General features: G+C 44.3%; 16 protein-coding genes and 1 pseudogene. 2 read left to right on the top strand and 15 right to left on the bottom strand.

Features of this window, described 5'->3' with window-relative positions:
* Position 1: 1 nt before the first annotated feature.
* The 4 genes from DWZ38_RS09190 to DWZ38_RS09205 form a co-directional block, all read right to left on the bottom strand.
* A complete protein-coding gene (locus DWZ38_RS09190; protein WP_021926265.1) occupies positions 2-796 on the bottom strand; it encodes a metallophosphoesterase in 795 nt (264 codons plus the stop codon).
* A 21-nt stretch (positions 797-817) separates the two neighbouring features.
* Positions 818-1,846 carry a molybdopterin-binding protein gene (locus tag DWZ38_RS09195; protein WP_117851908.1) on the bottom strand — a complete coding sequence of 343 codons (1,029 nt, stop codon included), beginning with the start codon at positions 1,844-1,846 and terminating at the stop codon, positions 818-820.
* Positions 1,847-1,870: 24 nt separating this feature from the next.
* Positions 1,871-3,619, bottom strand: a complete 1,749-nt coding sequence (locus DWZ38_RS09200; RefSeq protein ID WP_117851912.1) for an ABC transporter ATP-binding protein — start codon at positions 3,617-3,619, stop codon at positions 1,871-1,873.
* Positions 3,620-3,911: 292 nt separating this feature from the next.
* Positions 3,912-5,285, bottom strand: coding sequence for a D-alanyl-D-alanine carboxypeptidase family protein (locus tag DWZ38_RS09205; protein ID WP_117851916.1), 1,374 nt, complete (start codon positions 5,283-5,285; stop codon positions 3,912-3,914).
* Positions 5,286-6,295: 1,010 nt separating this feature from the next.
* Here DWZ38_RS09205 and DWZ38_RS09215 point away from each other — a divergent pair.
* Entirely contained in the window at positions 6,296-6,568 is a 273-nt protein-coding gene (locus DWZ38_RS09215) for a type II toxin-antitoxin system RelB/DinJ family antitoxin (protein ID WP_117851920.1), read from the top strand.
* Between the two features lie 89 nt (positions 6,569-6,657).
* On the opposite strand, the gene DWZ38_RS09220 is transcribed toward DWZ38_RS09215, so the two are convergent.
* Positions 6,658-9,819: a type I restriction endonuclease subunit R gene (locus tag DWZ38_RS09220; protein WP_117851924.1), complete on the bottom strand. Its 3,162-nt coding sequence runs from the start codon at positions 9,817-9,819 to the stop codon at positions 6,658-6,660.
* Positions 9,820-9,851: 32 nt separating this feature from the next.
* On the opposite strand from DWZ38_RS09220, the gene DWZ38_RS09225 reads away from it, so the two are divergent.
* On the top strand, positions 9,852-10,523 hold the full coding sequence (locus DWZ38_RS09225) for a restriction endonuclease subunit S (RefSeq protein ID WP_117851928.1): 672 nt from the start codon (positions 9,852-9,854) through the stop codon (positions 10,521-10,523).
* Here the strand turns inward: DWZ38_RS09225 and DWZ38_RS09230 are convergent.
* From DWZ38_RS09230 to DWZ38_RS09275, 10 genes and pseudogenes are all read right to left on the bottom strand, one after another.
* Positions 10,520-11,038 (bottom strand): annotated as a pseudogene (locus DWZ38_RS09230) (restriction endonuclease subunit S); the annotation flags it as partial. The gene DWZ38_RS09225 and the pseudogene DWZ38_RS09230 overlap by 4 nt on opposite strands.
* A gap of 60 nt (positions 11,039-11,098) precedes the next feature.
* A complete protein-coding gene (xerA, locus tag DWZ38_RS09235; protein ID WP_117851931.1) occupies positions 11,099-12,082 on the bottom strand; it encodes a site-specific tyrosine recombinase/integron integrase in 984 nt (327 codons plus the stop codon).
* A gap of 108 nt (positions 12,083-12,190) precedes the next feature.
* Positions 12,191-13,366: a restriction endonuclease subunit S gene (locus tag DWZ38_RS09240; RefSeq protein ID WP_117851935.1), complete on the bottom strand. Its 1,176-nt coding sequence runs from the start codon at positions 13,364-13,366 to the stop codon at positions 12,191-12,193.
* A complete protein-coding gene (locus DWZ38_RS09245) occupies positions 13,356-14,858 on the bottom strand; it encodes a class I SAM-dependent DNA methyltransferase (RefSeq protein ID WP_117851939.1) in 1,503 nt (500 codons plus the stop codon). The genes DWZ38_RS09240 and DWZ38_RS09245 overlap by 11 nt, the downstream gene beginning before the upstream one ends.
* Positions 14,858-15,466: a type IV toxin-antitoxin system AbiEi family antitoxin domain-containing protein gene (locus DWZ38_RS09250; RefSeq protein ID WP_117851942.1), complete on the bottom strand. Its 609-nt coding sequence runs from the start codon at positions 15,464-15,466 to the stop codon at positions 14,858-14,860. The genes DWZ38_RS09245 and DWZ38_RS09250 overlap by 1 nt, the downstream gene beginning before the upstream one ends.
* Before the next feature lie 304 nt (positions 15,467-15,770).
* A complete protein-coding gene (locus DWZ38_RS09255; RefSeq protein WP_117851947.1) occupies positions 15,771-16,421 on the bottom strand; it encodes a hypothetical protein in 651 nt (216 codons plus the stop codon).
* A gap of 225 nt (positions 16,422-16,646) precedes the next feature.
* Positions 16,647-17,999 carry an MATE family efflux transporter gene (locus DWZ38_RS09260; protein ID WP_117851950.1) on the bottom strand — a complete coding sequence of 451 codons (1,353 nt, stop codon included), beginning with the start codon at positions 17,997-17,999 and terminating at the stop codon, positions 16,647-16,649.
* A gap of 158 nt (positions 18,000-18,157) precedes the next feature.
* Positions 18,158-19,804, bottom strand: a complete 1,647-nt coding sequence (locus tag DWZ38_RS09265; protein WP_147343000.1) for a HAMP domain-containing sensor histidine kinase — start codon at positions 19,802-19,804, stop codon at positions 18,158-18,160.
* A complete protein-coding gene (locus tag DWZ38_RS09270; RefSeq protein ID WP_117851959.1) occupies positions 19,776-20,471 on the bottom strand; it encodes a response regulator transcription factor in 696 nt (231 codons plus the stop codon). Before DWZ38_RS09270 ends, DWZ38_RS09265 begins: the two co-directional genes overlap by 29 nt.
* 141 nt (positions 20,472-20,612) lie before the next feature.
* Positions 20,613-21,305, bottom strand: coding sequence for a P-II family nitrogen regulator (locus tag DWZ38_RS09275; protein WP_021926278.1), 693 nt, complete (start codon positions 21,303-21,305; stop codon positions 20,613-20,615).
* Positions 21,306-21,323 lie beyond the last annotated feature (18 nt).

The raw sequence follows: 21,323 nt of genomic DNA on the forward strand, positions 1-21,323 counted from the left end.
CTTAAGATTTCATTTCTATAAAAATCAGTTCTCTGGGGTTGTGGATCCGAAGGGGCATGGTGTGTTCCCCAAGCCCGGCGCTTACGATCATGCACTGCCCGTCCTGGTAAAAATCCCCGCAGCAGTACCTGGGAAAAGGCATGAGCTGGGGACTGATGGTGCCTATGTGCCTGGAAAAACGCAGCACGCCGCCGTGGTAGTGGCCGGACAGGATCAGGTCTGCGCCCCAGTTAAAATAGGTTCTGCCGTATTTGGGACTGTGGGCGAGGAGAATGTTTACCGCGTCCGGCTCCGGTTTTCCCATAAGCTGTTCCATTGCCTGGTCTGTAAGCTTTGGGGAGGTTGGCTTGTGATAATATTCTAAAGGAAGTTCCAGGCCGTTTATAACAAGGGAGGTGCCTTTTGCCTGGAATTCGTATTTCTCATTTGTCAGGATATGGACGCCAGCTTTCCTCAGGGACTGTTCGTATTCCAGATATTCGCTCTGGCAGGGATAGCCCTCTATTTTCATTTTGGATTCGTGATTTCCCAGACCATAGAAAACAGGAAAATCCTTTGCCAGGGAAATAAGAAGCTTCCGGGCGTTTTCCAGGGTGGATACATCTTTTCGCACAACCATGTCTCCAGCTACAAGAATGGCATCCGGCAGGTTTTCCCGGATTTTTGCCTGCAGGTCGCAGTTGTCTGTTCCAAATTCGCTGCCGTGAACATCCGCAAGGACGGCGAAACGCACGCTCTGGTTTTGTTTTATTTTGGGGTTGTGAACTTCGTAGGTTACAGTTCGGAATTCGCCCATAGGTCTCCTTTTGTGTTTTCTTTATTTTCCAAATCCGCAGTTGGGGAAGGTACAGACTTTACAGTTCAGGCAAAGGCCGCCTTCGCCATAGGCTGCCACTTCTTCGGCGAAAATTTCATCGTCTGCCATGATTCTTGGCAGAACAAGATCAAATACGGTTCGTTTCGCATACATGACGCATCCTGGCAGGCCAAGGATGGGAATGCGTTTGCCGTCTTTTTCGTAGTAAGCAATCAGAAGCATGGCGCCTGGAAGCACCGGGGCACCGTAGGTTACCACTCTGGCTCCGGTGTCGCGGATTCCTCCTGGGGTGCGGTCGTCCGGGTCAACGCTCATGCCGCCGCTGCAGATTACCATGTCTGCGCCCTGGTCTATAAAGGCCAGAATGTCGGCTGTAATCTGGGCTTTGTCATCTCCCGGGGTGGTCTGGCCGATAACTTCGGTCGGATATTCTGCCAGCTTGTCTTTCAGCACAGGGGTAAAGGTGTCCTGGATCAAGCCTTTTTTGACTTCGCTTCCGGTGGTGACGATTCCTACCTTTTTAAACTGATAGGGAAGAATGGAAAAAATGGGGTCCGGGCCTGCGGCTTCTACGGCTTTGTCCATTTTTTCTTTTTCGATCACAAGGGGGATGATGCGGGTTCCGGCCAGCTTGTCGCCTTTTTTTACAGGGAAATCACCGTGGCGGGAAGCGATCATCATCTCGCCGAGGGAGTTGACTGCCAGAAGGGCGTCACGGCGGATTTTCAGAACGCCGTCGGTGTCGGCTACCAGCTCGATTTTGCCTTCTTTTACATCAGTTCCGTGCATGGAGGGGCCGGCACAGATTTTGTAGAGGATGTCAGCGCCTTCGTTTTCATGAAGAATGCCTTCTTTCTTTTCCCAGACAAAGAGGTGCTCTTTGCCGACGGAGAGGAGGAGGGGGATGTCTTCTTCTTTTACAATGTGGCCTTTGGAGAAGAGGACGCCTTTTTTCTTATCTTTGATAATCTGGGTAATGTCGTGGCAGAGGATGTGGCCTACTGCGTCTTCGGTTCGGATTTCTTTCATTGTACGGTCTTCCTTTCGTAACTTTTACAATCCAGCTTTACAAAGCTTGGCGTATACGCCGTCTTTTTCCATCAGTTCCTGGTGGGTGCCTTCTTCTGCGATTCCGTCTTCGGTGAGGACCAGGATTCGTCTTGCGTTGCGGATGGTGGAAAGGCGGTGGGCGATGACGAAGGTGGTTCGGTTTTTGGCAAGACGTTCTAGGGACTCCTGGACTACCTTCTCGCTTTCGTTGTCAAGGGCAGAGGTTGCCTCATCGAAGATCAGGATGGGCGGATTTTTCAGGAATGCTCTTGCAATGGAAAGGCGCTGCTTCTGTCCGCCAGAAAGCTTCACGCCCCGCTGGCCGATATCCGTTGCGTAGTTATCCGGCATTTCCATAATAAAATCGTGGGCATTGGCAAGCTTGGCTGCGCGGATGACTTCCTCGTCTGTGGCATCCGGGCGGCCGTAGCGGATATTTTCCATAATGTTTCCTGCGAACAGATATACATCCTGCTGAACAATTCCAATCTGCTGGCGAAGGTCCTTCAGCTTGATCTTGCGGATGTCTTTTCCATCCAGATAAATGGCGCCCTCGGTTACATCATAAAATCTGGGGATCAGGCTGCACAGGGTGGTTTTGCCTGCGCCAGAGGTGCCCACAAGAGCAACATAATCTCCCGGCTTCACTTCCAGATTGACATTGGAAAGAACTTTGTCATCATGGTCCTCATAATGGAAGGAAACATTTTCAAAGCGAATGTCCCCGTCCACATGGTCTAACGGCACTGCATCCGGCGCGTCCTCAATATCCGGCGCAATGGACATCATTTCCAGGAAACGGTCGTAACCGCTGTAGCCGTTCTGGAACTGCTCAGTGAAGTTTACCAGTTTGGTAACAGGCTCGGTGAAGTTGTTGATATACAAAAGAAAGGTCACAAGGTCTGTGGCACTAATGCTTCCGGACGCAAGGAACATAGCACCGGAAACCAAGGCCGCAACTGTAATCAGGGTGGTAAAGGCATCCATGCCTGCGTGGTAGCCTGCCATGTAGCGGTAAGTCACTCTCTTGGCATCCACGAAGCGCTCATTTCCCTTGCGGAATTTCTCGATCTCACGCTTCTCATTTCCAAAGGATTTCACCACGCGGATTCCGGAAAGACTGTCCTCGATCTGGCTGTTGATCTCGCCCATGCGCACGCGGTTTTCCTTAAATGCGCTTTTCATTTTCTTATTGTAAACCAGCGCATAGATCAGCATAATGATTACAATGGCAAAGCAAAGCAGTGCCATCTGGGGCTTCACGTTCATCAGAATGATCAGCGCTCCGAACAGCTTGATCACGGAGATCAGAATATCTTCCGGTCCGTGATGCAGAAGCTCGGTGATGTCAAACAGGTCGCTTGTGATCCTGGAAAGCAGGTGCCCTACTTTCTGGTTGTCATAGAATGCGAAAGAAAGCTTCTGGTAGTGGCTGAAGATTTCATTTCGCATGTCATGCTCAATGTAAGCACCCATCATGTGTCCGTAATAGGTGATGAAATAACGGCTTCCAAGCTTGACCAGAATCAGTGCCAGCATTCCTACGCCGATTTTTAGAATAATTGTCTTGGCTTCCTGGGCTGGCATTTCCCCTACTGTGTTCATAATGTAGCGCACCAGCAGCGGAATGACCAGAGTTACGGCTGCTCCCAGAAATGCAAAGAACAGATCTGCGAAAAACAGTCCCTGATATGGTTTATAATAGCGGGCCAGAAGCTTTAGCTTACCTGGCTCTTTCTTTGGTTGTTTCATGTGTTTCCCCTCCGTCTTTGCTATTTTTTACTATGAAAGTCCCAGACGGCAGCCAAGAATGAGCCATGCTTGCATGAGCGAATTCTTGGATATCGGATGGGCTAGACCGTATGAGTAAGTAGGGCGATAGCCCGGATTACGAATGCGGGCGGCAGCTGTGGGAGCGCCCATAGGCGCGGAACAGCTGACTTTCATATATGGTGATGTCGCCGGTAGGCGACATGTCTGTTTTGTAAGATAGCAGCAAAAATTTTCATACAGAATTTATTATAAACCGACAGGGACTGTTTTGTCAAAATGCTTCTGCAATTATTTTTTCCAGGCAGTTTTTGTAGGTGGCTTTTTCTATGGTTTCTGTAAAAAGAATGTTGATCTCGCCTAATTTTCTGCCGTTTTCGTAGTATTCTAGGGTTCCGGCTGTGTCGCCTGCTTTTACTGGGGCCTGGACCTGTGGATTCAGATTCAGTTTCGTCTGGACATCACCTATGGTTTTACCGTCGCAGCTTAGATACTGGAAGGTTTTTTCATATTTTACTTCGGTTGTGGGTTTGGTTCCTTTTCGGACTTCGATGGAAGGGAGTTTTTCGGGGTTTTCATCGGTGTAGAGACTGCTTTTGGAAAAACCGTAGTTCAGCATGGCAGCCGCATCCTTGAAGCGAACCTTGTAGTCGGGCGCTGCCATGACTACGGAAATAAGAGTGATGCCGTTTCGGGCGGCAACTGCGGATACACAGTATTTGGCAAGGCTGGTGCTTCCGGTTTTGAGGCCAACACAACCCTCGTAGCTTCGAAGAAGCTTGTTGGTGTTGGTCAGGCCGAATTCCTTGGAGCCCTGTCTGGTGACGTGAGTGATATTTTCCATCCAGATGGAGGAATATTCCAGTATTTTGGGATATTTAGTGATCAGCTCCCGGCTCATCAGGGCGATGTCCCGGGCAGTGGTGTAATGGTCGGTAGAGTCTGTCAAGCCGCAGCAGTCCACGAAATGGGTGTTTTCCATGCCAAGACCTGCTGCCCGCTCGTTCATCTGACGGACAAATTCCTGCTCGCTGCCGCCGATGTGCTCCGCCATTGCCACACTGGCGTCGTTGCCGGATGCGATCACAATGCACTTAATCATGGTTTCCACATCCTGGGTTTCCCCTTCTTCTAAGAAAACCTGGGAGCCGCCCATGGATTTGGCGTAGGCACTGGTGGTAACGGTGTCGGTCATTTTCAGGGTGCCATTTTCCAGAGCATCAAAAATCAGGATCAGGGTCATGATTTTTGTGATGCTGGCAGGACTGCGGCGGGTGTCCGGGTCTTTTTCGTAGATTACGGTGCCGGTGGTGGCTTCCATGAGAAGAGCGGAAGGGGCCTGGATGAGGGTGTCGTCGGTGGCTGGAGTATTGGGTGAGACATTTTCCTGCTGCGTATCCGTATCCGAGGTATTGTCCCCGGTATTTTTTTCTTCCTGGCTATTGGTATCCGCGGTACTGCCGCTGGCAGCTTCCTGCTGCGTATCTGTATTGGAAGTATTTATGCCAGAGGACTCTTCCTGGAAAATAACAGCCGCATCCCAGCTATTTTCCCCCGCATACCCATATGTAATCCGGCAACCTGAACCAGTTAGCAGGCTGCCGATCAAAACAGGAAGAACTGCTTTTTTTATTGCCTTAAGAAACATAGATTGTCTCCTTGAAAAACAGATTCTATTCTATTTTAAATCTTGCCAGGGGATTTTATGCATGGAATGTACATAAAATAGAAGACGGTTTCCCTTAATGCTAAACAATCGGGGGGCTTAGTGAATTTGGGGTGGTTTCCCGGACGTAATTTTGCGGTGTATATTCATCGCCGTGCGTCGCAACGTTCCAGTGAGCTAGCTGGTAACTGCGACTAAGACGCTCGGGAGAGCCCTCTCGCCTAAGTCTCCGTAACCATCGGATCTCACTTCCACTAAAACCGCTCCTGAAATGCACGGCTACATGAATATACACCGCAAAATCACTGGTTATTGGGAAGGGAAAATATGCCACCCCAACACTACTTCACTGGCGCTTAAAAGAAGTTCCTGCCGATGCACAGTCTGTGAACCCTGTATATTGGTCAGGAAATGCGGACTCCGGCAACTGAATTCGGGCAAAATATACCGCAAAGCGGGACATACAGATTGCACTTTTCTAAAAATATACCCGAAATACTACGCCCGAAAGTGACCGAAGTTCAGATACTGTGTATCGACTGGAGCTTCCCGTTAAGCGCCAGTGAAGAAGTATTGGTTTGACATTTCCCTTACCAATAACCAGTGAGACTGCAAGGTATATTCGTGAGCAGGTCATTTCAGGAGCGGTTTTAACGGAGACGAGATCCACTGCCTACGGAGACTTAGCATCGAAGGCTCTCCTGAGATGCTTAGTCGCAGTTGGCAGTTAGCTCGGCGGAGTGTTGCGACGACCTGCGATGAATATACCTTGCAGTCTCACGTCCGGAAAACGAATACTAATTCACTAAGCCACCCTTTTAATGTGTTCATTGATTGTACGAATATCTACATCGTTCAGTGTACCCATCATCTTCTCTGTCAGCCATATATTCTATATTCTCATCCACATAGCGCATATTGCTATAATAATGACACTGTGTTGACAAGTGGTGAGCATTTGAGCATACTATACTTGAATGGAGGTGTTCTGCATGGCAACAACTAATTTAAATATTCGTATAGACAAAACAATCAAAGATCAGGCAGAGGAAATTTTTAATGAGCTTGGTCTGAATATGACAACTGCTGTAAATATGTTCCTGAAAACCGCGATCCGTGAGCATGGTATTCCTTTTGAATTAAAACTGGAAGTACCCAATGATACTACAACCGCTGCTATTGAAGAAGGCAGAAAACTAATGAATGCCCCTTCTGCACCCAGATATTCCAGTATGGATGCTCTTAAGGCGACACTTGACGTATGAAATTCTATCAGGAGCAGTTATTCGAAAAATTCGAATAACTGCTCCTGAAACTTACCTATTGTCCTTACGTGCATCCATACTGCATTCCATCATTTCTTTTCTCCATATGGAACCGACGCCTCTGCTACTTTACTCAGCTCTATTTCAGAAATATATTTATAGATTTTTTCCACTTTTGGTGGTTCCACATTATCTGTCCATAGCTCACACTGGCTGATTACCGTATTGATGGCAAACTCATAATCCTCTGGTGGATACTTGTATTTTTTAAGAAGCCGCTTCACCATCTTACGCATCTGTGCTCTGGCAGTCTCTTTCTTCTGCCAATCGATAGTACGGTTCTTACGAAGCATTTCTGTAAGCTCTCTTGTTAAAGCAATCAATTCATCATTTTTATAAAAATCCTTGATATGCTCCGGTTTCGTCAATGCGTCATAAAAAGCTAGTTCTTCCTGGGACAATCCAAGCTTTTCACCATTCTTATAAAGCTCCGCAATCTCCTGGGCTGTTTTCAGCAGTTCCTTAATCACTTCTTCATTGGTGATAAGTCCGTTATAATAAGAATTCATCAACTGAGCTATTTTTTCAGAGAATTTTTGTGACTGTACCACATTCGTTCTCTTATAAAGCGATACCTGCTCTGCCATCAACTTTTTCAAAATTTCGACTGCTATGTTCTTTTCTTTCATTCTGGAGATTTCATCCAGAACCGCCGGATCAAACAAGTTAAAGTTTTCACCGCCGCTCTTACTGCTGTCAAAGAGATTGATGACACCTTCACTCTGTACTGCTGCCTTCAGAAGTTCATTAATCTGATCATTGATTTCCGTAAGTGACAGGCTCTTTCCACCTGTACCACCATAAGTAATCTTAATCACAGTAGAACGCAACGCTTCCATATATGCTGCCTCATGACGCTCCTGCTCCGTTGTCATACTAGAGCAAAGCGAATGTGACTGCTTCAAAAGCATTGCTTCCTTTAAAAACAGATCTTTCCTTTTAGGGACACTTGCATCCAGAATAAAGTTCACACCACCTGTAATAAGTTTTGCCATAGTAAGCGGAGAACCGCCAACAAATCCGCTAAAATCAAATCCATGCAGTAAATCTTTGCAAACCTGCAGCTTTTCCTGGAATTTCGGGTATGCCATCTTGGCAATATTCATATCACCATATTTTGACTGATCGCGTTTCGTATATTCCTTCATTGCCACCTTCAAAGCTGATGCAATTCCAACATAGTCTACAATCAATCCGCCTTCTTTATCCTTGAATACACGATTAACACGAGCAATTGCCTGCATCAGGTTATACCCATGCATTGGCTTGTACACATACATAGTAGCCAAAGAAGGGACATCAAAACCGGTAAGCCACATATCAACCACAATGGCAATCTTCATCGGATCCTTGTTATCCTTAAACTTTCTAGCCAGCTCTTCCTTGTGTGCTTTTGTTCCGATAACCTCTTTCCAGTCCTCCGGATCGTTATTTCCGCTTGTCATAACAACACCGATTTTTTCTTTCCAGTTCGGGCGAATTTCCAGAATGCGCCGATAAATCTTCATAGCAATTGGACGAGAATAAGCTACAATCATTGCCTTTCCAGTCAGCAAATTAGCTCTATATTTTTCATAATGATTCACAATATCATCACAAAGTGACTGAATCGTAGAATCTGCTCCAAGTACACTTTCCATCTGTCCAAGCATTTTCTTACTCTTTTCGATTGTCTGTGCGTCTGACTGCTGCTCTAAAATATCGTATGTGGAATCAATCAGTGCCAATGTGTTCTCATCAAGCTTGAGATGAACAACGCGACTCTCGTAATAAACAGGTCTTGTAGCGCCATCTTCCACAGCCTGTGTCATATCATATACATCAATGTAATCACCAAAAACTTCTCTGGTATTTCTATCCTTAGCAGAAATCGGCGTACCGGTAAATCCGATAAATGTAGCATTTGGTAATGCATCATGGATGATTCGTGCATTCCCAATTACAGTATGCGCCTCTTTTTCACCGTTTTCATTTTCTGACATGACAATTTTCTCATCAAAGCCATACTGACCACGATGTGCTTCGTCTGCCATAACAACAATGTTTCTGCGTTCCGACAGTGCTTTCTCTCCACGTTCAAACTTAAACATTGTAGTAAATATAATTCCATTCGCGCTTCTGCCATCAAGAAGCGACTTCAAATGCTCTTTACTCTCTGCCTGTATGGGTGTCTGGCGCAGGAAGTCCGCACATTGTGAAAACTGTGCATAGAGCTGATCATCCAAATCAATACGATCTGTCATGACTACAATCGTTGGACTGTCTAATGCATCCTGCAGCAAATGCGCATAGAACACCATAGATAAAGATTTACCAGACCCCTGTGTATGCCAGAATACACCACCTTTACCGTCTGTCTTCGTAGCAATTTTCGCTTTCTCAATTGCTTTATGAACTGCAAAATACTGATGATATGCCGCCAGCACCTTGAAGCGGCTATTACTTGCACCAGAGAAGAGAATAAAGTTCTTCATGATATCTAAGAGACGCGCCTTTTGGAACATCCCCTCATAGAACGTTTCAAAGGATGCGTAAGCAGTATCCTCACAATTACCATCTTTGGTTTTCCATTCCATGAAACGATCAAATCCGGATGTTATAGTTCCAGCCTTATTCGTGGACAAATCGCTAATTACACAAATCGCATTGTAATAGAACATAGATGGGATATCCTGCATATAGTTACGAATCTGATGGAATGCATTCTCTGCTCCTACTTCATCCTTAGCCGGGCTTTTTAATTCCATCAAAACAAGAGGCAAGCCATTGATAAACAGAATAATATCTGGGCGGCGGTTGTTCCCGTTTTCAAGGAACGTAAACTGATTTACCACGTAGAAAGAATCGTTCTTTACATTTTGGTAATCAAGCAAACGCACGATAGATGACTGCTCCTCGCCCTTCACGAAAAACTTCACCGTGATGCCATTTTGCAGATAATCCATAAAGATAATATTCTTCTGCAGCAGGCTGCCGGTATCAAAATTCTTTAGTTTGGAAAGCGCTTCATCGATGGCTTCTACAGGCAGACCACGATTAATACGTACCAGGCTGTTTCTGAGTTCAGCATCCAGCAAAGGACTGCTGTAATCACGATCCAGGTCCGGAGCGTAGAGGTGATCATAGCCCATATTTTCGAACAGTTCTATGATGGCATGTTCATATGTATCTTCTGTAAATAAACTTGGCATGTTCAACCTCCTGTATTTTTTATTGTATTTCTATGCTAAATGAGAATTTAGAGCAGCAAGCTCAGGCCTATTTTGACGAGCTTTTCATCGTCAATGCGAAGCCAAATTGGCCATATTGCGCTCTATCCGATATCGGTTCTATCGTTGCAGGCGGGACTCCTTCAAAATCGAAGTCAGAATACTATGCGGAGCAAGGTATTGCATGGATAACGCCTAAGGATTTATCAATTGATAAGTCAAAATTTATATCTCATGGTGAGAATGATATCTCTGAGTTAGGTTTTTCCAAGAGCAGCGCTACGAAAATGCCCGCAGGAACTGTACTTTTCAGTTCAAGAGCGCCGATTGGCTATATTGCCATAGCTCAAAATGAGATCACGACTAACCAGGGATTCAAATCAGTCATTCCTCATGAAAATATTGGAACTACTTACGTGTATTTTTTACTAAAGAAACTTCTGCCGACTATTGAAGGAATGGCTTCTGGATCAACATTTAAAGAAATATCAGGAGCTGGAATGAAATCTGTACCTACTGTTATGCCTGATGCAGATACCATTCAGTGCTTCAATACTTTTTGCCAACCAATATTCAACGAACAAGAAATTCTCGAAGCTGAAAATCGCCGACTTTCAGCATTAAGGGACTCTTTATTGCCTAAATTGATGTCTGGCGAAATAGATGTATCCACCATTGACCTCTAAGCCATTAAATTCTCATTTATTTTATTATTTTGACTAATCTTTTCTTCTATAGAATCTAATATTAAAACTATTTTATCCTGTATATTCAAAGATGGTAATGCTACCTCCATCGACTCAATATCTTTTGTAGATATATTAGCTTGACTGGCACTTCCCTTTGCAATAGATGCCAATGCATAAAAATTATTGAATGCACGGAAATAATAGTAAATGTATTTGGCATTAAGTTCTTCCTTTGGAATTAATTTGCATACACGTTGATTAAGTAATGCCAATTGATTATCTTCATATACAGAAACTCTCCCAACCCAGCTTAAAGGATTTTTTTTATTAACAGGATCCCCTGTAAGAGCAAACAAAACATCTCCATTTTTTACTATATATTTTTCAATAATCTGCTTATCATCAACATCTACAGATGCACTATCATTAAAGAATCTTACCTTACCATCTTTTAGTTCTTTAATCTTGATAATTTTGTACTTTCCATTTTTCACAAAGTCCTTTGACTTAAATGCATACCCATTTTAGAAGTACGCCACTTGTCCAATTTGCATATAATCACCTTTCTTTATTTAACCTATATATTTCCTATGAGCCTGCTTTACATTGCTTTGTTTGACCATTGCATACTGCAAGGTCGTATCTATTCGTTTATGCCCCAGGAGCTGCTGCAGCTGCTCGATCGGCATTCCTTTATCGATTGCCATCGTTGCAAGTGTTCTTCTGAACTTGTGTGGATGGACTTTTTCTATTTCTAAGTTTTTTCCCATTTCTCTTAAACGAGATTCTATTCCACCAATCGTGATTCTTGTATATGGTGCTCTCAACGTTACAAAAAGGGCTGGATCATCATCTACTCTGCTGTCAATATAGTTCTGCAGATGAATCTTTGTCCTAGCGTCAAAGTAAACTACTCGTTCCTTATCACCCTTACCAAATACAACACATTCACGCTCATTGAAATTGATATCCACCTTATTCAACAACACCATTTCTCCAATACGCATTCCAGTGGAAGCTAGCATATCAACAATCGCCAGATCTCGAAGCTCCGTACAATTGTCTCGCATCTTCTCAAGTTCCTCATCGGTGTAAGTTTCCTTGATATTGGTAGCTGTTTTTACCTTGTGTATTCTACGTACCGGACTTTTCAGGATGTGATCTTCGTCCTCCAACCAAGAGAAAAAACTGGATAAAATTCTACGGATATTATCTATTGTAACTCGGCTTGAACCATGTTTCTTTTGATATTCAGTCAGATACGCTCTGAGATCATCTGTCTGCATATGACGCACGCCCTTATCTACGACTTCCACCATTGCTTCTATCGTTGTCCTATAATACTTCAGCGTTTTCTCCGAACAGCCCTCGATCCTCTTTGCATACACAAAAGAATCAATCAATTTCTGGCTATCATCCTCTGTCTCAGAGGCTTTACCAGAGATTTCGTAGTTATAAAGCGAGTATTCCAAAACCTCCTGTAATTTCTGCAGCTGTGCATTATCAAGATGCGGTAGCATCTGCTGCACGATTTCTTCCATTATTTTCTGTTTCATAATTCGTTCTCCTTATCTTTTTTTCCAGAGAACGAATCAACGGCAGTTCCGTTGGTACTTACTCCTGCCGTTGGTAGGAGATATTAGGTTAAATGAGAATTTAGCGGCTTAAAGGTCAATGGCGGATACATCAAGTGCACCAGACATTAGCTGAGGCAATAATATATCTCTTAATTCAGAAAGTTTTTCGTTTTCTTGATCATGGTGTAACATTTGTTGTAACATAGGATTTAATAGTTCCGATAAAACCTGAGCTTCTTCACTTTCAGGTAAAACTGCTTCAAAATTACGCAAATTTGCCTGGTTGATTTTGGGCTGAGCAGCACCTGTAACAATGCTTTGCATATTTAGCGTTCCAAGCATAGCATATACCAAGGCTTCGGAATAACCGTTAGATCCCTTTACAATATGAGCGTGATTATTAACCCAAAACTTCCCATAAGTATATTGCGTTAATGGGTGTCCAAATGAATCAATTACATTAGCGCCATCCTCGCTGATAAGAATATATGTTCCATCAAATAGATAATCTTCAACGTAATCCACAATAGATGCTGCCCCATAATACGGATAAATGTGTGCCATTTTCTCCCGTTGTATGGAAGAAAGTGGTTTCCGGAGATTATCAAAGAATATCAGCACATCACCAAGCTTATGTTTGTTCCATGCTGAAGTCCGTCTTGCATTATTAAAAATAGAAAGCATTTGTTCGTATAAATTCTCATTTACCTTGTTATTTAATTCAATTTTATCATCCAGTATTCTACCAAACTCTGCTATTTTTGTTTGGATCTCAAGCGGTGGCAATACAACTGGTAACTTTCGCTGTGCTGTTATTCCCAAATACGCTCTTGTACTTCCTGAGCCTGCCCAGTTAGCTAAAGTTTGTTGAAATTCATTTGAATCGAAATAATACTTCAGATACAAATTTGATATACCACGTTTTACACGATAATAAGTAACTTGTGGTGTAAGTATTATCGTGTCATATTCAGTTCCAACAAGTGCTGTTCTTCCGATTGTAGCTTTATGAGTGAGCAGAACATCTCCAGGATGAGCAAAACCTTTTTTCAAAGTACTTGCTTGTTTATTAGTGATAAACGCACAATTGCTATAATCTACCTTTCCATTTATAAGATTATTCGCCATTATAAAAGGAACACCACTTTTAACATAATCCGTCGTTTTAGGATGAATTTCTCCATGATTTCCATCCATTGGCGGTTCCAGCATTTCTTTGTCTATCAATTCCTGCACGGTATATGTTGTCCATTCAGATTTCATACCCAATCGCCCCCAGCTTCTTTCTTATTTCAGCTTCCAGCTCATGACTCTTGGCGAACATTTCCGAAAGTTCAGATGTCAGTCTATCCATCTTTTCTTCAAAGGGTTCTCCGTCATCTTCCTGTTCTTCGATACCTACATAGCGTCCTGGTGTAAGGATATAATCCTGCTTCTCTATTTCCGCTGTATCAGCTACAGCACAGAACCCCTTCACATCCTCAAGTGATCCATCCGCAAATGCTTCATAGGTATCCGAAATCTTCTTGATGTCATCATCAGTAAGTTCACGGAGCTTGCGGCTAACCATTGTTCCCATCTTGCGGGCATCAATAAATAATGTCTTGCTTGATTGCTTTTTCTGCTTATTAATAAACCAGAGTGAAACCGGAATCTGTGTTGTATAGAAAAGCTGTGTCGGCATTGCTACAATGCACTCAACCAAGTCAGCATTGATAATATTCTTACGGATTTCACCCTCACCACCTGACTGAGAGGAAAGGGAACCGTTAGCAAGCACCATGCCGATTCTTCCGCCAGGTGCAAGATGATAAATCATGTGCTGCAGCCATGCAAAGTTGGCGTTTCCTGCTGGTGGCAGACCATACTGCCAGCGAACGTCCTCTTTCAGTTTATCAGCACCCCAATCTGAAAGATTAAATGGAGGATTGGCCATAATATAATCTGCACGTAATGTTGGGTGACGATCATCCAGGAAAGTATCTGCTGCATATGTTCCAAGATCTGGCTCAATACCACGGATTGCAAGATTCATCTGTGCCATCTTCCATGTGGTCGGATTTGAATCCTGACCATAGATGGAAATATTGCTGATATTACCGCTGTGATTCTCTACAAACTTTGCGGACTGAACAAACATACCGCCAGATCCACAGCAAGGATCGTACACTCGTCCCCTAAATGGTTTTAATACTTCTACCAAAGTACGAACTACACAGGACGGCGTAAAGAATTCACCGCCGCGCTTACCTTCCTGTTCTGCAAACATAGAAAGGCAATACTCATAAGTACGGCCCAGAATATCTTTCTCACTGCCATGTTCGATCATCTGAATGTTGGTGAATAAATCCACCACATCTCCAAGTCTGCGCTTATCCAGCTCTGGACGTGCAAAATTTTTAGGAAGAATATCTTTCAGACGTTTATTCTCTTTTTCAATAGCACGCATAGCATCATCGATAACTGTACCAATTTCCGGTGTATGTGCTTTTGCTGCTATTGCGCTCCAACGTGCATCCGCTGGCACAAAAAAGATACCTTCCGAAGTATATTCATCAATATCTTCCTCAAATCCATCTCCCTCTTCAACAAGCTCCTTGTACTTATCATCAAATCGATCTGAGATGTATTTCAGGAAAATTAATCCCAAAACTACATTTTTATATTCTGACGCATCCATGTTGCCACGAAGTACGCATGCCGCATCCCATATTTGTTTTTCAAAACCAATATCAGCTGTGTTTTTACCTGCCATTACAACCACACTCCAATCAATTCTTTTACTTTCGTTTGCACACGTAAAACTTTTGCATATTCCATAAGATTCGGTATATTCTTTTTCGGGTCTTTTACATAGCCCTGTACTGCTTTATTAAAAATCTCCCTATCCATCTTGTTCCTATTTCGCAGCACATCGCAAATAGTACGGTCACGGTCATAAATACGAACTTTGTGGAAATCAATTTCACCCTCGGTTTCGCCCAGCGTAACCAATTCTGACTCTACACGATATGCCTTGATAAACGGATAATCGATTTTTGTTCGCCGCTTAGAGACATTTTTGTCTATTGCAAAGTTCCACTCAGCAGGATTTCTGTCGATGTATCTATAATAGAATAGAGCAGTCTCCATACAGAGCACTGCATCTGGAAACAATCGATTGATAATGACAACTTCGCTTTCTCCATAATCTTGGGTCCAGTGATAGTAACCTCGCCGGACTCTTTCAATCAATCCTTCGTCTAAAAGTTGTTTTATATCTGCATAGTATAACCTGGAAGCTGTAAGTTCAGCAGTAGTCATAACATAATTATGGCTGCTAAACAGCATTCTCAATGTATTGCTGTCTTTACTTCGAAGCATATTTTCACCTCTACTTAATCGCCCTTAATTATTTCAACGATTGGGTACTTTGCTATATTATATTCGATTTTTCTCTTTCCGTCAATAATAGCAAAGTGAACATTTTTAAATGTATTAATTGGGCAGTTTAGTATAAAAACCGTCCTCCACTTTTATAACTAAATAAAATATTGGTCAACTCAAAGACAAATATATAAAAAATAAGCGTACCACTGTATGATACGCTTACCACTATTAAACCTCAAAATGCTCCATCGCATCCTTTATGGCTTCCACTTTCTCTGCGGCTGTTTCAATTATATTATCACTCCGCCAAGGACGTCCCATAAGCTTTCTGCAGCTCATCTTTCGTCATCTCCTGGACTTTAAATGTGGCGGTTCCATCGCTGCTTTCCCAGGTAATATGAAGGCAGTTTTTGCCTTCTGCTTTTACGTCTCCGTAAATGGTCAGTCCTGTATTTGCAAACCAGATCGCATAAACTGGTTTTCCTTTCCACATCCAGGCTTTCTGTTCTTCATTGTATTCCAGACCTAATGCCTTATATAGATAGCTATCAACTTCGGCCCAACATTCAATCTGGCCTACAGCCGAATTTTCTGCTGCCTCTGTATCCGCCTTTCCTTCGGGATTTTGTCCATCCTGTACAGTCGTGATTGTAAAATCCTCTGCTGCTGATTCTGTGGCACTTCCCTGCTCGTCTGTTTTCACTTCATCTGACTCATCCGTCACAGTATCCGTGTCCCCATTTTGAAAAATTTTAGTCACTATTTTTCCATCTGCATCCGTATAACTCTCCGCATATGCCCAGGCTGCCTGAGACGCTCCTGTCACATCGGCAGTTCCCAGAATTGCTGCACAGATTCCAAGTACCAGCCCTTTTCTTCTGCCTCTTTTTCCTGATTTGCCAGCGGTTAAGCCGTAAGCGTTCTTTCCTGTAAATACTGTTTTCTTCATAAAAAATGCTCCTTTCTTCTTTTGGGAATCTGTTCCCTTGATTACAATAAGAAGAATAGAGCATTTCCTTGTGTTCCATATGTAAGTTTTATGTGGTTTGTGTGGAGCCGCAAAACGGACATGTCGCCTATTGGCGACATCACCATATATGAAATTCAGCTACTTGGCTCCTATGGGCGCTCCCACAGCTGCCGACCGCATTCGTAATCCGGGCTATCGCCCTACTTACTCATACGCTCCAGCCATAATGGACTTCGTTGCTTTCTTAATACAGAAAACGCAGGTTGGCGCAATGTAAAGGCAGGCGGTGATCCATGCAGTCTGGTCTGCGAAGCAGATGGCGGTAAATCCGAAGGTTCCCACAAATCCCAGACTGACAATGGTTCTTGCCAGCATTTCCGTAACACCGGAAAAAACAGCTCTTGTGGAATAGCCAAGTCCCTGTGTCACCATACGGGTAATATTGAGAATGCCAAGGCTCCAGTAAAAATATCCCATACAGCGCAGATATTTAGCAGATGCATCCAGCACATCTGCAGAGCTTTTGCTGACAAAAATCATGGAAAGAGGTCTTCCTGCAAAAATAAGCACAAGGCCGGCCAAAAGTCCATATCCTACTGCAACTGCCATGCCCTGCCTCAGTCCCTTGCGGATACGGTCCGGCTGCTTTGCCCCAAGATTCTGGCTGCAGAATACGGAGACAGCTGTTCCAATAGCATCGAAAGGACACATAGTAAACTGCTTGATCTTCATTCCCGCTGTAAATCCGGATACATACACGCTTCCAAGACCATTGTTTGCAGACTGCATCACCATACTGCCGATAGCGGTAATGGAGAACTGAAGTCCTGTGGGAATTCCCATCATAAGAAGCTCGCTTACCGCATCCTTATTTGCCGCACGGTGAGCCTTAGACAGCCAGAGAAGGTTCATTTTCTTCGCAATAAAAACAAGACACAAAATTCCGCTGATTGCCTGCGCTGTGATCGTCGCAATGGCAGCGCCTGCACAGCCCCACTTCAATACCACAATACAGAACAAATCCAGGAAAATATTCAAAATTGCGGACAAGGCCAGAAACATAAAAGGCGTCCGGCTGTCTCCAACGGACCTCAAAATGCTGGACAGGTAATTGTACAGCAGCGTAAACGGCATGCCCAGAAAAATAATCAGCAGATATGCATAGGCATTGTCATAAATGTCTTCCGGTACAGAAAGCATATGCAGGATCTGCGGGCAAAAAACAGAGCACAGCGCAGTAAGGATCACCGCAATTCCGGCAGTGAGAAGCGCTCCGTTAAAAACATAGTTCCTCATCTGATCCAGCTTGCCTGCGCCAAAATACTTTGCAATGGGCACACCGAATCCGGTACAGCTTCCCATGCAAAAGCCCAGCACCAGAAACTGGATACTGCTGCTGGCACCAACGCTTGCCAGGGCTTTCGCCCCCAGGATCTGACCTACAATAGCTGCATCAATAATGTTGTAAGTCTGCTGAAGAAGATTTCCGATCAGCAGCGGAAAAGCGAACTGGAGCATCAGCTTCAGAGGATTTCCCTTGGTCATGGATGTTGACATTTTCTTTCACCTTCTGCTAAAAATTAACGTATGAGACAAAACCCTGATCCGCATGCAGATTCCTGTCTCCACTACAAAATTCTCAGCAATTATATCACCACTTTTCAAACTTTTCCATATAAATTCATGAAAAATCCAAAGAAATGCTATTTTAAATATCACCCTGTAAAGGTCATATTTTCCAGGGGCAGTTTCATTCGAAACAAAACCCCATTATCCGTATTTCGCAGTTCATATCCAGCGCCGTGCTGCTCCAAAATCTGCCGCACAATATAAAGTCCCAGGCCGCTGCCGCCGCTTTTCCGGTTTCTGGAGGAATCCGCCCGGTAAAAGGCATCAAACACTCTTGAAAGCTCCGTTTCCTCGATGTGTACCCCTGTATTCTCTATTTCCATTATCACAAGTGCAGTATCTTTTGGCCCACTTGCAGCCGCAGAACTTCCTAAAATAGCCTGGCAATCTTCACAGGAGATTTTCTGTAATTCTTTATAAAGCTTCACACAGATTCGCTCATTTTCCGGTGAATACCGCACCGCATTTACAAGAACATTCCGAAGTACCGTCTCCATCAGCACCGGATCCGCCCTGCACAGACATTGATCCGGCAGCGTGATTTCCAGCTTCATATTTTTCTGCTCAAAAAGCTCCGTCAGGTCAGCCAGCTGAAGTCTTACCAGTTCCGCCAGATCCAGTTCTTTTTTCTTCAGGGAAAATCCGCAGGACTCCATTTTGGAAATCATCAGAATCTCCTGGACCATATTCTGCAGGGTCACCGTCACTTCCCTTGCCCTGGCAAGATATTTGTCCCGGTCTTTGTACACGCCAACATTCTGCTCCATGCCCTCGATCTGCCCTTTCAGGATCGTAACCGGGGTTTTCAGTTCGTGGGAAGCCGCGGCGAAAAACTCCATCCGTCTTCGCTCCAGTTCCCGTTCCTGTTCCATCTCATCCTTTAATTTCGCATTGGCACTTCTAAGGCTTTTCAACGCCTGATCCAGATTCTGTGCCATTGTATCCAGACTCCGGGAAAGTGTCCCAAGCTCATCTGTCCGTTTCATTTCCGTTCGCACAGAAAAATCCAGGCCCGCCATTTTATCAGACGCAGCTCCAAGCTTTCGGATAGGCTTTGACAAATATCTGGAATAAAAAAGGGAGATCACCAGAGAGATCCCAAACACGGTAAAAAGCATCCAGGGCAGAATCTGTCCAAGCGCTTCCACTGCCTGGTTCACAAGCTGAGTGGAACCAAACACAAACAGTGTATACCTGTTTTCACTGCCTTTAAAGGCAACCTCATAATGCCCCATTGCCTGCTGTTCCATCTCCTCCACCACGGACCCCTCACCTTCCACTACGGTTCCAATAGTATCCCCATAGCTCACTTCCTGATCTGTCTGACTTTCCCAGTCACCCGACTCCGCCGCAGTGCTTTCTTCAGCAAATCCTTCTGTTACCGGTTGTTCTTCTTCTGATACAGAAGATGAAATTGTAACCTCACTGACAAGGCTTCCGTTCCCAAGCCACTCCCGGACAATCTCTCCTTTTTCATTTAAAAGGACAATCCGCGACTGGTTGGCATCACTGAATTCTCCTATAATAGGAACTGCATTTTCAAGGGAATAGCCAGACAGGGATTCCGCCAGATCCTTTGCCTTTGCCGCCAGGGTCCGGTTCAGGGAATCAGAATAGCTCTGCGGCATAAATGCAGCTACAAAGCCATAGGAAATTCCGGAAACCGCCATCAGGATCAACATGGTGAGAAGAAATATTTTTATGCTAATTCTGCTTTTTATGTATTTTATCAATGCGGTATCCCACCCCTCTGATGGTATCAATATAATCAGCTTCCAGTTTCTTTCGAAGATTCTTAATATGTGTATCCACAATCCGGTCCTCCCCGAAATAATCTGCACCCCACACAGCATCCAGAAGCTGGTTTCTTGTAAGCACGCGTCCCTGGTTTTCCAGAAATTCCCGCAAAAGTTCAAATTCCTTCTGGGTAAGCTCCAGCTTCTTTTGCCCTTCCCATGCCTGGTAGCCTGCCAGATCCAGGCGCAGATTGCCATAGCACAGAAGATCTTCTGTATTTTCTTCTTTTGAAATTTTCCCGCTTCTTCGCAGCACTGCCCCGATTTTCCGCAAAAGGATCTGCATGGAAAAAGGCTTGGTCACATATTCGTCTGCCTGAAGGTCATAGCCTTTGAGCTGATAGGCCTCATCGTCAAGTGCGGTAAGCATGATCACCGGAACCAGGGAAGACTGGCGTATCACCTCCAGCACGCCAAAGCCGTCAATCTTCGGCAGCATCACGTCCAGAAGCACAAGGTCGATCCGATCCTTTTCCTTTTCAAACAGGTTGATGGCTTCCACTCCATCGGAAGCTGCTAGCACCTGATAGCTTGCCTCTGCAAGATAATTCCCCAGAAGCTCCTGTATATCAAATTCATCCTCTACCACAAAAATACAGTTCATTTTCTCTCCTTCACGCCCATTCTTATAATCGGTATTATACTACACTAATATGGAGTTTGTGTGGAGATTTCGTTTTCAGAACGGTTGCCTTTGCAGCAGAGCGTATTTGAAAAAAGGCTTTCTGCAGGATATACGTCACAATTACTGATTTTCTTCCGTATCCTCCAGAATCCGAAGCCCCGCCGTGTCCGTTACGGGAAGGGAAAATACAATGGTTCCGGCCTTGGATGTGATTCCGGCTTTTTCCATGATTGCCTGCATGATCGCATTTTTCTGCTCAGATCTGGCAACGATCAGAACCAGTTCTTTCTCGGAGACAAGGGAAACGCCCAGAAACTGCTCTGCCCGCTTCATTCCCACTCCTTTTCCGTGAAGCACGGTACCTCCTGTGGCGCCGCCCTCTTCTGCTGCCTTCATCACTTGTGTGTTGTATCCGTAATTGGCAATTGCCACGATCAGTTCATGTCTGGTTTCCTTCAATGTGCTCTCCTCCTCTCTTACAAACTCCTGTCCCTGAACAAGAAATCCCAGTTCCCGCTTGCCGCCAATGCTGCTCATGGGAATCACAAATACAATTCCAGTTCCCGGCACATCAATGCGCAGCTGATTCTGAAGGCTTTTTTTCACCTTTTTCCAGGTCGCTGCTGTTACAAAATGGAAACAGATGCTTTTCTCATCATCTTCCAGTCCCATATAATCCAGGATGGAACTGGATGCGGTTCCCATTCCAAGGGAAACGGTTCCAACCTCCACCTGGTTTTCCCGGTAAATTTTTTTAAACGCAGGCATATGCTTCCTGCTGGTGATGGTCACCATCATATATAATCCGCTCATGTCTCATTCCTCTCTGAA

The organism is Ruminococcus sp. AF31-8BH (assembly GCF_003460605.1).
Taxonomy (GTDB): Bacteria; Bacillota; Clostridia; order Lachnospirales; family Lachnospiraceae; genus Blautia_A; species Blautia_A acetigignens.